This window comes from Piscinibacter sp. PDB1-1 (assembly GCF_056675995.1).
In genome coordinates, this window is record NZ_JBWVZJ010000002.1 from 457,371 (window position 1) to 471,480 (window position 14,110).

Annotated in this window: 15 protein-coding genes and 1 tRNA gene; 10 read left to right on the plus strand and 6 right to left on the minus strand. The window is 62.4% G+C overall.

Features of this window, described 5'->3' with window-relative positions; genetic code table 11:
• The first annotated feature begins 24 nt into the window (after positions 1-24).
• The 5 genes from prfA (at position 25) to AC1KAR_RS13845 (ending at position 3,623) form a co-directional block, all read left to right on the plus strand.
• Positions 25-1,110 carry a peptide chain release factor 1 gene (gene prfA / locus AC1KAR_RS13825; RefSeq protein WP_480318605.1) on the plus strand — a complete coding sequence of 362 codons (1,086 nt, stop codon included), beginning with the start codon at positions 25-27 and terminating at the stop codon, positions 1,108-1,110.
• Positions 1,107-1,916, plus strand: coding sequence for a peptide chain release factor N(5)-glutamine methyltransferase (gene prmC / locus AC1KAR_RS13830; RefSeq protein ID WP_480318607.1), 810 nt, complete (start codon positions 1,107-1,109; stop codon positions 1,914-1,916). Before prfA ends, prmC begins: the two co-directional genes overlap by 4 nt.
• 156 nt (positions 1,917-2,072) lie before the next feature.
• Positions 2,073-2,630, plus strand: coding sequence for a hypothetical protein (locus AC1KAR_RS13835; protein WP_480318609.1), 558 nt, complete (start codon positions 2,073-2,075; stop codon positions 2,628-2,630).
• Between the two features lie 93 nt (positions 2,631-2,723).
• On the plus strand, positions 2,724-3,041 hold the full coding sequence (gene grxD / locus AC1KAR_RS13840) for a Grx4 family monothiol glutaredoxin (protein ID WP_480318611.1): 318 nt from the start codon (positions 2,724-2,726) through the stop codon (positions 3,039-3,041).
• Positions 3,042-3,065: 24 nt separating this feature from the next.
• Positions 3,066-3,623: a UbiX family flavin prenyltransferase gene (locus tag AC1KAR_RS13845; RefSeq protein WP_480318613.1), complete on the plus strand. Its 558-nt coding sequence runs from the start codon at positions 3,066-3,068 to the stop codon at positions 3,621-3,623.
• 18 nt (positions 3,624-3,641) lie between these two features.
• Here the strand turns inward: AC1KAR_RS13845 and AC1KAR_RS13850 are convergent, their stop codons facing one another.
• Complete coding sequence (locus AC1KAR_RS13850; RefSeq protein WP_480318615.1) at positions 3,642-4,274, minus strand: lytic transglycosylase domain-containing protein; 633 nt, start codon at positions 4,272-4,274, stop codon at positions 3,642-3,644.
• Entirely contained in the window at positions 4,271-6,016 is a 1,746-nt protein-coding gene (locus AC1KAR_RS13855; RefSeq protein WP_480318617.1) for a proline--tRNA ligase, read from the minus strand. The genes AC1KAR_RS13850 and AC1KAR_RS13855 overlap by 4 nt, the downstream gene beginning before the upstream one ends.
• Positions 6,017-6,128: 112 nt before the next feature.
• On the opposite strand from AC1KAR_RS13855, the gene AC1KAR_RS13860 reads away from it, so the two are divergent.
• Positions 6,129-6,716 carry an RNA pyrophosphohydrolase gene (locus tag AC1KAR_RS13860; RefSeq protein ID WP_480318619.1) on the plus strand — a complete coding sequence of 196 codons (588 nt, stop codon included), beginning with the start codon at positions 6,129-6,131 and terminating at the stop codon, positions 6,714-6,716.
• Between the two features lie 8 nt (positions 6,717-6,724).
• Here AC1KAR_RS13860 and proB read toward each other — a convergent pair whose 3' ends face one another.
• The 4 genes from proB to rplU form a co-directional block, all read right to left on the minus strand.
• Entirely contained in the window at positions 6,725-7,843 is a 1,119-nt protein-coding gene (gene proB, locus AC1KAR_RS13865; protein WP_480318621.1) for a glutamate 5-kinase, read from the minus strand.
• Entirely contained in the window at positions 7,840-8,925 is a 1,086-nt protein-coding gene (gene cgtA, locus AC1KAR_RS13870) for an Obg family GTPase CgtA (protein WP_480318623.1), read from the minus strand. Before cgtA ends, proB begins: the two co-directional genes overlap by 4 nt.
• A gap of 114 nt (positions 8,926-9,039) precedes the next feature.
• Complete coding sequence (rpmA, locus tag AC1KAR_RS13875; protein ID WP_480318625.1) at positions 9,040-9,300, minus strand: 50S ribosomal protein L27; 261 nt, start codon at positions 9,298-9,300, stop codon at positions 9,040-9,042.
• An 18-nt stretch (positions 9,301-9,318) separates the two neighbouring features.
• Positions 9,319-9,630 (minus strand): 50S ribosomal protein L21, encoded by a 312-nt coding sequence (gene rplU / locus AC1KAR_RS13880; RefSeq protein ID WP_480318627.1) that lies wholly within the window; start codon positions 9,628-9,630, stop codon positions 9,319-9,321.
• Positions 9,631-9,866: 236 nt separating this feature from the next.
• On the opposite strand from rplU, the gene ispB reads away from it, so the two are divergent.
• The 4 genes from ispB (at position 9,867) to AC1KAR_RS13900 (ending at position 14,107) form a co-directional block, all read left to right on the plus strand.
• Entirely contained in the window at positions 9,867-10,808 is a 942-nt protein-coding gene (ispB, locus tag AC1KAR_RS13885) for an octaprenyl diphosphate synthase (RefSeq protein WP_480319433.1), read from the plus strand.
• Positions 10,809-10,850: 42 nt separating this feature from the next.
• Positions 10,851-10,927, plus strand: a tRNA-Pro gene (locus tag AC1KAR_RS13890).
• A 157-nt stretch (positions 10,928-11,084) separates the two neighbouring features.
• Positions 11,085-12,806, plus strand: a complete 1,722-nt coding sequence (pilB, locus tag AC1KAR_RS13895) for a type IV-A pilus assembly ATPase PilB (RefSeq protein WP_480318629.1) — start codon at positions 11,085-11,087, stop codon at positions 12,804-12,806.
• Positions 12,807-12,874: 68 nt separating this feature from the next.
• Entirely contained in the window at positions 12,875-14,107 is a 1,233-nt protein-coding gene (locus AC1KAR_RS13900) for a type II secretion system F family protein (protein WP_480318631.1), read from the plus strand.
• Positions 14,108-14,110: the final 3 nt, after the last annotated feature.

Here is a 14,110-nt window from a genome sequence, read left to right on the forward strand (position 1 = left end):
TCCGCCCCCTCAACCGGAGCCCGAATGAAAGACTCACTTCGCCAGCAGTTCGAACGCCTCGCCATGCGGCTGGCCGAACTCGACGCGATCCTGGCCGACCCGCAGGTCGCCAGCGACATGAACCGATACCGCAGCCTGGCCCGCGAGCATGCGGAGGCAGGTGGCTTGGTCGATCGCTTCAGGCGCTACGAGCAGCGCGAGCGAGACCTGTCCGCTGCCCGCGACATGCTGGCCGAGCCCGAAATGGCCGACATGGCACAGGAAGAGATCGCCAGCGCTGAAGCAGATATCGAGCGCCTGCACAGCGAACTGCAAACGGCCTTGCTTCCCCGCGACCCAGACGACAGCCGCAACGGGTTTCTCGAGATACGTGCCGGCACCGGCGGCGATGAATCTGCGTTGTTCGCCGCCGATCTGCTGCGCATGTACCTGCGGTATGCCGAGCGCCAGGCGTGGCGCACGGAGGTGATGTCCGAGAGCATGTCGGACTTGGGGGGCTACAAGGAGGTCGTGCTGCGCATCGAAGGTGATGACGTGTACGGACGCCTGAGGTTCGAGTCTGGCGGTCACCGGGTACAGCGCGTGCCGGCCACCGAAACCCAGGGCCGCATCCATACCAGCGCCTGCACGGTGGCCGTGATGCCCGAACCGGACGAGGCTGAAGACATTCAGCTCAACCCCGCCGAGCTGCGTATCGACACGTTCCGCGCGAGCGGCGCGGGCGGCCAGCACGTCAACAAGACAGACAGTGCGATCCGCGTCACCCACCTGCCGACCGGCATCGTCGCCGAGTGCCAGGACGACCGCTCGCAGCACCGGAACAAGGCCAAGGCCCTGGCGGTGCTGGCGGCGCGCCTGCGCGAAAAGGACCGCTCCGAACGCGCGGCCAAGGAGGCCGCCACGCGTAAGGGACTGATCGGGAGCGGCGACCGCAGCGATCGCATCCGCACCTACAACTTTCCGCAAGGCCGTCTGACGGACCACCGAATCAACCTCACCTTGTACAAGCTGGCGGCCGTCATGGAGGGCGACCTCGATGACGTGCTGGCAGCACTCCAGGCAACGCGGGCGGCCGAACTGCTCGCTGAACTCGAAGGGCGCGGATCGTGAGCACCGTCCGCGATCTCCTCGCGCAGGCGCAATCGCACGGGCTCGACCGTCTCGACGCGCAACTCCTGCTGGGGCACGTGCTCGGAAAGGAGCGCACCTGGCTCCTGGCCAACGACGATGCCATGGCTTCGGAGAGCAACGCGTCGGCAGCATGCGCCCTTTTCAAGCGCCGGGCAGCCGGCGAGCCGCTGGCCTACATCGTCGAGTCACAGGAGTTCCACGGGCTCACGCTCCGGGTGACGCCCGCCGTGCTGGTGCCGCGGCCCGACACGGAGACGCTTGTGGATTGGGCGCTCGCGTTGTTGCCACCATCCGCGGCCGTGCTCGACATGGGCACCGGCAGCGGGGCCATCGCGCTGGCGCTCAAGTACCGCCGGCCTCAGGTGCAGGCGACTGCAATAGACGCCAGCCAGGCTGCCTTGACTGTGGCCCGCGAGAACGGGCGCCGCCTGCAACTCGATATCGAATGGCTTCTCAGCGATTGGTGGCAGGCCCTCGAAGGCCGCCAGTTCGACCTCATCGTCAGCAACCCACCGTACATCGCCGGGGGCGACTCCCACCTCCCTGCACTGAGACACGAGCCTTTGCTGGCGCTCACACCCGGCGGAGACGGCCTGGATTCTGTGCGGCAAATCATTGCCGGCGCGCCGGCGCACCTCAACGCCGGCGCGTGGCTGGTCCTTGAGCATGGGTACGATCAGTCGGGGGCCGTCGCGGCGCTGCTGCGCGAGTCCGGGTTCCATCCAGTGGATTCCCGGCGCGACCTTGCCGGCCATACGCGGTGCACAGGGGGCCGCCGCGGCTGATACGCAACAGTATTGCGGCATTGCCACACACCCAGGGCGCTCACCCTCAGTCGAATGGCTGAGGGCGCTACCCAGTCGCCCCCAAGCGGCGTAGCATGCCTACAAAGTTCCTCGCGAATGCTCCGCTTGCGGTGCAGGCGCCCTCAGGAGAAAACCATGCGCGGGTTCGTCGGATTGTGGGTGGGTGTCGTGGCCTTGGCCGCGTCGGCCGCAGCACATGCGTCTTCCGGCGACGGGCTGCAGTACCCCACGGACAACGAAGCCTGGGAAGGCCTCAAGGGCCGCCTTCTCCTCGGCACGGTTGCCCCCCAGCGCACAGAGTTTGGTGACAACAACTACGAGCAACCCACGGTCAATAGCCTGAGCGTGATGGGCGACTACTACCTCACCCGCCCGTGGCTCGGTAGCCGAGGCGGCTTGCGTGCCACGAGTGGATTGGTGTTGGGGCCACGCGGTTCGCTCTGGAGCAGCCCGTCGGCCGTCGATCTGCGGGGTGGCCCGGATTTCATCAACGAGCCTACGTCGACCGTACCGTACGTTGGCCTGGGGTACACCGGGCTTTCCAGCAAGGGCCGATGGGGTTTGTCAGCGGACCTGGGCCTCATGGGCGTCCCCCGGTCGAACCTGCGCCTCGGCACGCAGAACCTCGACGACACCCTGCGCGACCTTCGTTTGTCGCCGACCTTCCAATTGGGCCTGTCCTACTCGTTCTGAGCCCGAGTGCGGCACCGTGGAACACGGTTTGCCGTATAACCTCACCCATTCCCCAAACTTGACTCGCCCGGCTTCAACGGGCAGCGAACCCCCATGAGCGACGTTCAACAGCGCATCGACGACCTCGTCAAGAACAACCGCGTGGTGCTCTTCATGAAGGGCACGGCACAGTTTCCCATGTGCGGCTTCTCCGGCCGTGCAGTCCAGATCCTAAAGGCCTGTGGTGTGAACGATCTCAAGACGTTCAATGTCCTCGAAGACGAAGGCGTGCGCCAAGGCATCAAGGACTACGCCAGCTGGCCCACCATTCCGCAGCTCTACGTGAACGGCGAGTTCGTTGGCGGCTCCGACATCATGATGGAGATGTACCAGGCGGGCGAACTCCAGCAGGTTCTCGGCACCCAGGCCTGACCCTTGACCCCGGCGGACGCCTCCATGCGCATCGTCGTCGGCATCACCGGTGCGACCGGTGCGCTGTACGGCGTAAGGCTGCTGCAGCGGCTCGCTGCCGTCGGTTGCGAAACGCATCTCGTGGCAACTTCGGCCGGCGTGCTCAGCGTGCATCACGAACTCGGGTTTGACCGAGCTGCGCTGGAGGCGCTGGCCCACACCGTCTACAACCCGGCGGACGTGGGTGCGGCCATCGCGAGCGGCTCGTTCGCGGCTGACGCGATGGTGGTCGCCCCGTGCTCGATGAGGACGCTTGCCGCCGTCGCACATGGTCTGTCAGACAACTTGCTCAGCCGCGCAGCCGACGTCACGCTCAAAGAGCGCCGGCGCCTCGTTCTGATGGTTCGCGAAACGCCGTTCAACCTGGCGCACCTTCGCAACATGACAGCGGTGACGGAGATGGGCGGCATCATCTTCCCGCCACTGCCGGCGTTCTATCACCGACCGACGAGCATCGAAGAACTGGTCACGGACACCGTCGAGCGAGTTCTCGCGCTGCTGGGTGTGGCCGCAGCCGCCCCCAAGAGTTGGGCCGGCCTCTAACCGCACCAACAAGCGGTGTCAGGCGGGGCTGAAGATCCAGTTCTTGCGGGCGCCGAACACGAGGTTCGGATATTCTGCGCGCCCCCGACTGCCGTTGTAGCGGCCGAGCGTCAGAAACAGGTCGCCCCGCTCGATGTTGAGATAGTGCCGAAGGATCACGCAGCCGAAGCGCAAATTGGTCTGCATGTGGAAGAGCCGCCCGGGATCGCCATCGCCAATCAGGCGCGCCCAGAATGGCATCACCTGCATGTAGCCCCGTGCACCTGCAATGCTTATCGCGTACTTGCGAAACCCGCTCTCGACCTGCACGACGCCAAGCACCAGTGACGGCTCCAGCCCGGCCCGGGTGCTCTCGTACCAGAGCGTTTCCAGAAACTCCACGCGCGCCACGTGCTCGGCCTTGCGCTTCTTGAGACGTGTGCTCATCTCGCCCAGCCACCTCAGGTAGGCGAGACGTGCTTCGGTGTCGGCAAACACCGGCTTGGGTGGAGCGCTGTTGGCGATCGCCGCTGACAGGGCGGATCGCACGGAGTTCGCCAAGGGCTCTTCGACCTGGGCCCCTGCGTACGCCGGCACGCCGGGCCACACGAGGGGTGACATGGCGGCGGCAGCCAGAAGCCTGCGCCGCCCGCACCCTCGATCGACGCTCATGAGCCGAGCTTGGCCTTCAGCAACTCAGCGACCTCGGCCACGGAGACCCCAGTCGCCTGCGAGTCGCGCCGGCCCTGGTACTCGACCTTGCCTTCCTTCAAACCGCGGTCCGACAAGACCACGCGGTGGGGGACACCGATCAACTCCCAATCGGCAAACATGGCACCGGGCCGCTCGCCGCGGTCGTCGAGGATCGCATCGACGCCCAAGGCCAGCAGTTGCTCGTACAGGCGATCGGCGGCGGCTTTGACATCGGCGGAGCGGTCGTACCCGATGGGGCAGAGTGCGACTGCAAACGGCGCCATGGCAGTCGGCCAGATGATCCCGCGATCGTCGTGGTTCTGCTCGATCGCAGCACCCAGCAGGCGCGTCACTCCGATGCCGTAGCAACCCATCTCAAGCAGTTGCGGCTTCCCGTTCTCGTCGAGATAGGTCGCGTTCATGGCCTTGGAGTACTTGGTGCCGAGGTAGAACACGTGGCCCACCTCGATACCGCGCTGCATCGCAAGCGTGCCTTTGCCGTCGGGCGAGGGATCGCCTTCGACCACATTGCGAATGTCGGCCACGAGATCGGGTTCGGGCAGATCACGCACCCAATTCGCCCCGGTGTAATGAAAGTCGACCTCGTTGGCGCCGCAAACGAAGTCACTCATCGCAGCCACGGTGCGGTCGACGATCACCTTCACCGGCTTCTTGAGACCAATCGGGCCAAGGTAGCCCGGCTTGCAACCGAAGTGCTCCTCGATTTCGGCGACCGTCGCAAAGCGGTAACCCTCGTTCAGGCCCGGCACCTTGCTCGCCTTCACTTCGTTGAGCGAGTGGTCGCCACGCACCAGCAACAGCCAGACGGTGCTCTTGACCACGTCACCCCCGTCATTCTTCTCGTCGGTGGCGAGCACCAGTGACTTGACCGTCCGCGAAAGCGGCAAGCCCAGCAATGCAGCGACGTCCTCGCACGTGCTCTTTGCGGGTGTCGGTGTCTTGGCGAGGGGTTGCACCGGGGACGCGCGATGCGCAATCAGCGCAACCGCTTCGGCGAGTTCGACGTTTGCGGCGTAGTCCGAGTCTGGGCAGAAAGCGATGGCATCTTCACCCGTATCGGCAATCACCTGGAACTCGTGAGACCGATCACCGCCGATGGCGCCGGTGTCGGCCGCCACAGCGCGAAAGGTCAGCCCCATCCGCTCGAAGATTCGGACGTAGGCGGCATACATGACGTCGTAACTCTTGCCCGCCGCGGCCACATCGCGATCGAACGAGTAGGCGTCTTTCATCGTGAACTCGCGCCCCCGCATCACACCGAAACGTGGCCGGCGCTCGTCACGGAACTTGGTCTGGATGTGATAGAAGTTTCTCGGCAGTGCACGGTAGCTGCGCAGCTCCTGCCGGGCGATGTCAGTGATGACTTCTTCAGACGTGGGCTGGATGATGAAGTCGCGGTCGTGGCGATCCTTCACGCGCAAGAGCTCCGGCCCCATGGTCTGAAAGCGCCCCGTCTCCTGCCAAAGCTCGGCAGGTTGAACCACCGGCATCAACAACTCGACCGCGCCTGCGCGATTCATTTCATCGCGAATGATCGACTCGACCTTTCGAATCACTCGAAGGCCCATGGGCATGTAGTTGTAGATGCCCGCGCCGAGACGTTTGATCATGCCCGCGCGCATCATCAGTTTGTGGCTCGCCACTTCGGCGTCCGCGGGCGCTTCCTTGAGCGTCGAAATGAAGAACTGACTGGCTTTCATCGGGGGCAAACGGGGGTGTGAGAAACACGGGCCGGGCTTGGGGAAACCCGCGGGGTTGATTCCCGCAACGCCGGTGCAATAATGAATTCAACTAGAGAATTTGAGGTTGATTATGCTCGACCGCGAAGGGTTCAGACCCAACGTCGGCATCATCCTGCTCAATACCAAGAACCAGGTTTTCTGGGGCAAACGAATCCGCACCCACTCCTGGCAGTTCCCGCAAGGGGGCATCAAATACGGCGAAACGCCTGAGCAGGCGATGTTCCGCGAGCTCCACGAAGAAGTGGGCTTGACGCCCGAGCTCGTGCGCATTGTTGCGCGCACGCGCGACTGGCTGCGCTACGAGGTGCCCGATCATTTCATTCGCCGTGATGCGCGGGGCCATTACCGTGGTCAAAAGCAGATCTGGTTCTTGTTGCAACTCGTGGGTCGCGACAGCGACATGAACCTGCGCGCCACCGATCACCCTGAGTTCGACGCCTGGCGCTGGAACGAGTATTGGGTGCCGCTAGATCTCGTGATTGAGTTCAAACGCGACGTGTACCAAATGGCGCTGACTGAACTCGCCCGCTTCTTGCCGCGCAACAACCACCACAATCGCTATCTGCGATCAGGCATGCGCCCGCATCACCGAGACGATTCGGTCGATACGGGCCCCGCCAACCTGGATGCACCACCCGCGGACGACCCGCCGGCCTGAGAGCCAATTCAGGCGAGCACGAGGTTGTCGCGGTGGATCATCTCGGGTTCGCCGGTGAATCCGAGCAAGCGCTCGAACTCACTCGAGGGCTTGCGCGCAATCAACCGAGCCTCTGAACTTGCGTAGTTGGCCAAGCCACGAGCGATCTCAGCGCCCGACTGGCTGCGCACTGCAATCACGTCGCCGCGCACGAACTCGCCTTGAACTTCGACCATGCCGATCGGCAGCAGGCTCTTGCCTTCGTCGCGGACTTTGGCTACGGCCCCGTCATCGATGACAACAGCACCACGAAACTGCAGATGGTCCGCCATCCACTGCTTTCGCGCCGCAAGCTTGGGCGTCGACGCCGTCAGCGCTGTACCGATCGCCTCCCCATCGGCCAGACGGACCAGCACATCAGGCTCTCGCCCCCAGGCGATGACGGTGGAGGCCCCGCTGCTGGCAGCGCGCTTGGCCGCAAGAATCTTGGTGATCATCCCCCCCCGACCGATGGACGAGCCCGCACCTCCCGCCATGAGCTCCAACTCAGGCATGCCGGCTTCGGCCTCGTGAATGAAACGAGCACTCGGGTCCTTGCGCGGGTCAGCGGAGTACAGGCCCTTCTGGTCCGTCAGGATCACCAGCGCATCGGCCTCCACAAGATTGGCCACCAGCGCACCGAGGGTGTCGTTATCACCGAACTTGATCTCGTCGTTGACCACCGTGTCGTTCTCGTTGATGACCGGGATCACCTTCAAGCGCAGCAGTGTGAGCAGCGTGGATCGCGCGTTGAGGTAGCGCTCGCGATCCGCGAGATCGGCATGGGTGAGTAGCACTTGAGCGCTGCCTAAGCCGTGGCTGCGCAGGAGGGATTCGTACATCTGCGCCAAGCCCATCTGGCCCACCGCTGCAGCGGCCTGAAGTTCGTGGATCTCCTTTGGCCGGGCGGACCATCCCAGGCGCCTCATGCCTTCGGCCACCGCGCCGCTGGACACCATCACCACCTCGCGCCCCTGCGCCGCCAACGCGGCCAACTGCTGGCACCAGATTCCGATGGCTTGTGCGTCCAGTCCCCTGCCCTCGTTGGTTACGAGGCTGGAGCCGACCTTGACGACGATGCGTTTGGCGTTTTTCAGGGCGGTTGTCATTTGGATTGAGAACTGCTTTCCGATGCACCCTCTTCGTCAAAGCGTGGATCTGGGGGCTCAGGAATCACGTTCTTGAGGGATGAAACATGCTTGTAGATGGCGTGCACGAGATGCTCACAGCCCTCTCGGGTGAGAGCAGAGATCTGGAACACCGGGCCCTTCCACTTGAAGCGTTTCACGAAGTCCTTGACGCGGGCTTCGCGCTCCTCGAGCGGGACCATGTCCAGCTTGTTCAGCACCAGCCAACGTGGCTTGTCGTGCAGCGCCTTGTCGTACTTCTTGAGTTCGCCGACGATGGCCTTGGCTTGCCCGACAGGGTCAATGGCATCGTCGAAAGGCGCCATGTCGACAAGGTGCAGGAGCAGGTGAGTGCGCTGCAGGTGGCGGAGGAACAAGTGCCCCAGACCGGCGCCTTCCGAGGCGCCTTCGATCAGGCCGGGGATGTCGGCCACGACGAAGCTCTGCTCCGCCGCGACCCGAACCACCCCCAGGTTCGGATGCAAGGTCGTGAATGGGTAGTCGGCAATCTTGGGTCGTGCGTTCGAGATGGCCGCAATCAGTGTCGACTTGCCGGCGTTGGGCATCCCCAGCAAGCCGACATCTGCCAGCACGCGCAGTTCGAGCTTCAGCTTGCGCTGCTCGCCGGGCCAACCGGGCGTCTTCTGCCGAGGGGCGCGATTGGTGCTGGTCTTGAAATGCAAGTTGCCGAAGCCACCGTCGCCCCCTTTGGCCAGCATGACCTTCTCATCCGGCACCAAGAGCTCGGCAATCACCTGGCCGCTATCGAGGTCCGTGATGATCGTCCCCATGGGCATGCGCAGAACGATGTCATCCGCGGCCGCGCCATATTGGTCCGATCCGCGACCGTTCTCGCCGTTGCGGGCCTCGTGGCGTCGCGCGTAGCGGAAATCGATCAGCGTATTGAGATTGCGGTCGCCAACGGCGAAGACGCTTCCCCCGCGCCCACCATCACCCCCGTTCGGGCCGCCGAAGGGGATGAACTTCTCTCGGCGAAAGCTCATGCAGCCGTTGCCGCCATTGCCGGCCGCCACGTCGATGGTGGCTTCGTCAACGAATTTCATGGTTAGCTTTCACTTTGCGGCCCAGGCCGCTAAGGTAGCCGAGGCGAACCCTCAGCGCAAAAAAAGCAAAGCCCCGGCGAGCCGGGGCTTGACAGCCAGGTCGATCGAAATCGATCAGGCTTCGGCCTTCACACTCACCGTCTGGCGATTGCTAGGCCCCTTGACCGCGAAGCTCACCTCGCCGTCGATCAGGGCGAACAAGGTGTGATCCTTGCCCACACCCACATTGGTACCGGCGTGGAACTTGGTACCGCGTTGGCGAACGATGATCGAGCCCGCAGGAACGGTCTGACCGCCAAACACCTTCACGCCGAGCATCTTGGGTTGCGAATCGCGGCCGTTCCGAGTGGAACCGCCGCCCTTTTTCTGTGCCATGGTTTAGCTCCTTGTATCTCAGCCGTTGACAGCGCTGATCTCAAGCTCGGTGAAAGCTTGACGATGGCCTTGGCGCTTTTGATAGTGCTTGCGACGACGCATCTTGAAGATGCGCACCTTGTCGTGCCTGCCCTGTGCCACCACTGTGGCCTTGACGCTTGCGCCGGATACCAAGGGAGTCCCAACCTTCAAATCGGTGCCGTTTCCGACAGCCAGAACTTGGTCGATCGTGATCTCTTGGCCAACGTCCGCAGCAATCTGTTCTACCTTGATCTTCTCGCCGGTAGCAACTCTGTATTGCTTGCCACCGGTTTTTATGACCGCGTACATATCAGCCCTTTCTGTGAATCTGCCGGCCGTGAAACGCTCAGCCTGACAGCCCTGCAAAACGCGCAGAGCCCTCTAGTCTAGCATGCTTCAAGATCAAGCACTCACTGAACTGCCGTGGCTACCCATCGCGCCGGCAGCCAAGTCCTCGACTTCTATAATTTGTCGCAACTAACGAGCATTCCGTGCAGCCCACAACCATTCAGAACCAAGCCGCCAGGACCAATCCGCTGGAGTTGATGGCCGCTGAAATGAGGGAAGTAGACGGGGTCATCCAGCAGCGCCTCACCTCCGACGTCGCGCTGATCAACCAGATCTCCGGCTACATCATCGGTGCGGGCGGGAAGCGAATCCGCCCGATGCTCGTCCTGCTGTTCGCGAACGCGCTGGGGTTTCGTGGCAGGGAGCGATTCGAGCTCGCCGCGACGGTCGAGTTCATCCACACGGCCACCCTGCTCCACGACGATGTCGTCGACGAATCGGACCTGCGCCGCGGTCGCCAGACGGCTAACGCCCTCTTCGGAAACGCCGCCAGCGTCCTCGTCGGAGACTTCTTGTATTCCCGGGCATTCCAGATGATGGTCTCCGTGAACAAGATGAAGATCCTGAACGTGCTCGCGGATGCAACCAACGTCATCGCCGAAGGCGAGGTCCTTCAACTGATGAACATGCACGACCCTGACCTCGCGGTCGACGACTACCTGAAGGTCATTCGCTTCAAGACAGCCAAGCTGTTCGAGGCGAGCGCCAGGCTTGGCGCTGTTCTAGCCGATGCGAATCCCGCCGTCGAAGAAGCTTGCGCGAGCTACGGGCGCTCGCTGGGTACCGCATTTCAGCTGGTCGACGACTTGCTGGACTATGAGGGCTCGACCACGGAGCTTGGCAAGAACGTTGGCGACGACCTGCGCGAAGGCAAGCCGACCTTGCCGCTGCTGATTGCCATGGAGCGAGCGAGCGAAGCCGAACGCGCGACCGTGCGAAGCGCAATCGAGCAAGGCGAGGTTTCTCGCCTTGGCGAAATCGTGGAGATCGTTCGCCGGACCGGCGCCCTCGAAGCCACGCGTGATGCCGCCCGGGCCGAAGCAGACAAGGCCCGGTCCAGCCTGGCCGAACTACCGCTGACGCCCTACCGTGAAGCTCTGCTAGAATTTTGTGTTCGGTCGGTTGAGCGTTCGTTCTGACCACCGAGAGACGAGAGGAGCGGCCTTCCCAGGCCCTTTGATCGGGGTGTAGCTTAGCCTGGTAGAGCGCTACGTTCGGGACGTAGAGGCCGGAGGTTCGAATCCTCTCACCCCGACCATCCCGCTATCTGAACAACATTGACGCAATTTGTTGCAGCGTGCATGACGTCCAGTCGTGACATGTTGCCGCTCGTGAGGGCTCGTCAGGTTTACATGGCCTGGTGAATCAGCGATCATCATTCGATACCTTCATCGTGATGTAACGCACACAGCCCTGTGGACACTCTTGCCGACGTCCCCCAATCCGCACTGTCCGGCGTGGCGCGTGTTCTGGTTCACGCCGGAAAGCTGAATGCGAAGACCGCTGAAGACTTGGTCAAGTCTTCGAAAGAGAAGAAGACCAGTTTCCTGAGCGCGGTCCTGGCCGCCAACGCCGTCACGTCAGCGGACCTGGCCCATACCCTGTCGAACTCGCTGGCGCTGCCGCTTCTGGATCTGAACGCTGTCGATCCGCAGAAACTGCCGCGCAACGTGATCGACGGCAAATTGGCTGCGCAATACCAGGTTGTGGTGCTCGGAAAGCGCGGCGGCCGGCTGTTCATTGGTGGAGCAGACCCGACCGATCAAGAGGCTGTCGAGCGCATCAAGTTCGCCACACAGTTGTCGCCCGAGTGGGTGATCGTCGAGCATGACAAGCTCGCGAAGATGCTCGAAGGCGCTGGCGCAAGCGCAAGCGAATCGCTCGAAAACATCGTTGGCGGTGACTTCGAGTTCGACGTCACGGACGAAGACCCATCTGCCGCGCCCGAATCGCAAGAGATTGCGACCGATGTCGAAGACGCACCGGTCGTGCGCTTTCTACAAAAGATGCTCATCGACGCGATCAACGCACGCGCATCCGACCTTCATTTCGAACCCTACGAGTACCACTATCGCGTACGTTTTCGAGTTGACGGTGAGTTGAGGGAGATCACCCAGCCGCCCATCGCGATCAAGGAGAAGCTCGCTTCGCGCATCAAGGTGATTTCGCGCCTCGACATCGCCGAAAAGCGCGTACCGCAAGACGGGCGCATGAAGCTAAAGTTCGGCAACAAGGCGATCGACTTCCGGGTCAGCACCTTGCCCACACTGTTCGGCGAGAAGATCGTGATCCGGATTCTCGACCCCTCGAGTGCGAAGTTGGGCATTGAGGCGCTGGGCTACGAGAAGATCGAGAAGGATCGCTTGCTCAAGTGCATCGTCCGGCCTTACGGAATGATCCTGGTCACCGGCCCGACGGGTAGCGGCAAGACGGTGTCGCTGTACACATGCCTGAACATCCTGAATCAACCCGGCGTCAATATCTCAACGGTGGAAGACCCGGCAGAAATCAACTTGCCGGGCATCAATCAGGTCAACGTCAATGACAAGGCGGGCCTGACGTTTTCCGCCGCGCTCAAGTCCTTCCTGCGCCAGGATCCGGACGTGATCATGGTGGGTGAGATCCGCGACCTCGAGACCGCCGACATCGCCATCAAGGCAGCGCAGACGGGTCACATGGTGATGTCCACGCTCCACACGAACGACGGGCCGACCACGCTGACGCGACTTCTGAACATGGGGGTCGCGCCGTTCAACATTGCATCGAGCGTTCTTCTGATCACGGCGCAGCGCTTGGCTCGCCGTCTGTGCGAAACGTGCAAGACCCCTGCGGAGTACCCGCGCGAAGCGTTGATTCGCGCTGGTTACACGGAGAGCGAACTTGATGGCACATGGAAACCTTATCGTGCCGTAGGATGCTCCGCATGTAGCAATGGCTACAAAGGGCGCGTCGGCATCTATCAGGTGATGCCGATCAGCGAGGAGATCCAGAGGCTCATCTTGTCTGACGGCACCGCCATGGACATCGCGGACCAGGCGGCGCGCGACGGCGTGCGTGACCTGCGGCAATCCGGGCTCGTGAAGATTCGCGCAGGCCTCACGACGCTCGAAGAAGTCATCGCGGTGACCAACGAATAGCGTCGGTCGCACAGTCAGACATCACATAACCATCAACGGGCGAGGATAGAAGTTTCCTCGGAGGCACCATGGCAACTGCGACAGCGGGCAAAGCAGCGACGAAGAACATCAAGGAATCTGTCTTTGAGTGGGAAGGCAAGGACAAGAACGGAAAGATCGTCCGCGGTGAGATGCGCGCAGGCGGCGAATCGTTCGTGCAGGCCAGCCTGCGCCGCCAAGGCATTCTCGTCACGAAGGTGAAGAAGCGCCGCACGAGTGGTGGCAAGGCGATCAAGCAGAAAGACATCGCAATCTTCACGCGACAACTGTCCACGATGATGCGCGCTGGCGTGCCGCTGCTGCAGGCGTTCGACATCGTCGCACGCGGCAGCAGCAACGCGAAGATGACGAAGCTCATCACCGATATCCGCAACGACGTGGAGACAGGAACGAGTTTGTCCTCTGCCTTCCGCAAGCACCCGCTGTATTTCGATTCGTTGTACTGCAATCTCGTCGAGGCCGGCGAAGCAGGCGGTATCTTGGACACGCTGCTCGACCGTTTGGCCATCTATCAAGAAAAGACGATGGCCATCAAGAACAAGATCAAGTCTGCATTGATCTACCCCATCGCGGTCTTGGTGGTGGCCTTCGTGGTGCTGGCCGTGATCATGTTGTTCGTGATCCCGGTCTTCGAGGACGTCTTCAAGTCCTTTGGCGCGGATCTGCCAGCGCCCACCTTGTTCGTCATCGGCATGTCGAAGATCTTCGTTCAGTACTGGTGGGCCATCTTCGGCTTTCTGGGCGGTGGCATCTACTTCTTCTTTGAATCGTGGAAGCGGTCGGAGAACATGCAGCGCACGATGGACCGGTTGCTGCTCAAGGTCCCCGTGTTCGGCGACTTGGTGAACAAGTCTGCAGTGGCACGCTGGACCCGTACGCTCGCCACCATGTTCGCGGCGGGTGTGCCGCTGGTCGAAGCGCTCGACTCCGTGGGCGGGGCATCAGGCAACGCCGTCTTCAAGGACGCCACCGAGCAGATCCAGAAGGATGTCTCCACCGGCGCGAGCCTCACGGCGTCCATGCAGACCACCGGCGTGTTCCCGACGATGGTGCTGCAGATGTGTGCCATCGGCGAAGAGTCAGGCTCGCTGGACGCGATGCTCAGCAAGGCGGCAGAGTTCTATGAGGACGAAGTGGATGAGGCCGTCAAGGGACTTTCGTCTCTGATGGAGCCCTTCATCATCGTGATCCTAGGCACATTGATCGGCGGCATCGTCGTGTCGATGTACCTGCCTATCTTCAAGCTTGGCGCAGTGGTCTGATCT